Origin of the sequence: Nocardiopsis lucentensis DSM 44048 (genome assembly GCF_000341125.1) — a bacterium.
In the GTDB taxonomy this organism is placed as follows: domain Bacteria; phylum Actinomycetota; class Actinomycetes; order Streptosporangiales; family Streptosporangiaceae; genus Nocardiopsis; species Nocardiopsis lucentensis.
Genome location: NZ_ANBC01000791.1, coordinates 1 through 871, shown reverse-complemented (window position 1 = coordinate 871; position 871 = coordinate 1). Strand labels below are relative to the sequence as shown.

The 871-nt window shown below is 72.9% G+C and carries 2 protein-coding genes; both read left to right on the top strand.

All coding sequences use genetic code 11. The features are described 5' to 3' along the window. A partial coding sequence (locus D471_RS0127670; protein WP_026128135.1) for a LuxR C-terminal-related transcriptional regulator occupies positions 1 to 534 on the top strand: 534 nt, incomplete at its 5' end. 87 nt (positions 535 to 621) lie between these two features. Next, positions 622 to 871 (top strand): DUF1203 domain-containing protein (locus D471_RS0127665; protein ID WP_017601626.1); only part of this gene is annotated, 250 nt, incomplete at its 3' end.

Here is an 871-nt window from a genome sequence, read left to right as displayed (position 1 = left end):
GGGCCCCCCCGCCTCATGCCCGACGTCGTCTGCATGGACGTGCGCATGCCCGGCGGGGACGGGCTGTCCGCGACCCGGGAGATCCTCGAGCGGCTCGGGAGCGGGGCGCCGGAGATCCTCGTCGTCACCACGTTCGACCTGGACGAGTACGTGTTCGGCGCGTTGGAGGCGGGCGCGAGCGGGTTCGTGCTCAAGGACACCGATCCCGACGAGCTGGTCGACGCGGTGCGCCGTCTCTCCCGGGGGCAGGGGCTGGTGGACCAGGCGGTGACCCGGAGGGTGATGACCGAGTTCGCCCGACGCAGGCCCCCGCGTGCGGCCGACGCCGACGCGCTGGATCTGCTCACCGCCCGCGAGGCCGACATCGTCCGGTCGCTCGCCAAGGGGATGTCGAACGCCGAGATCGCCCGGGCGCTGTTCATCGAAACCAGCACGGTGAAGTCGCACCTGGGACGGGCCATGGCCAAGATCGGTACCCGTGACCGGCTCCAGACGGTCGTGTGGGCGTACCGCACGGGGGTCGCCCGCCCCTGAACCGGCGGGCCTTCGCTCCGACCCTGCGGGGAACGCGATGTCCGAGATCCGCCGGCGGACGCGGGGAGGGGGTCCGATACTGGCTCCATGACCACGACACACCACATGCGGGCGATCGGTCCCGCGGTCCTCGCCGGACTGCGCGTCCGGGACGACGCCGGACACGTCCGGGATGCCTTCACCGATGACGAGGGCGGCGCTCCGCTGCGCTGCTGCCTGCGGCGGAGCATCCCGGGCGAGCGGATGACGCTCGTCACGTACGCTCCGCTGCGTCGCTGGGCGGCCGAGGGCGGCGTCGACCCCGGGCCCTACGACGAGTGCGGGCCGGTCTTCATCC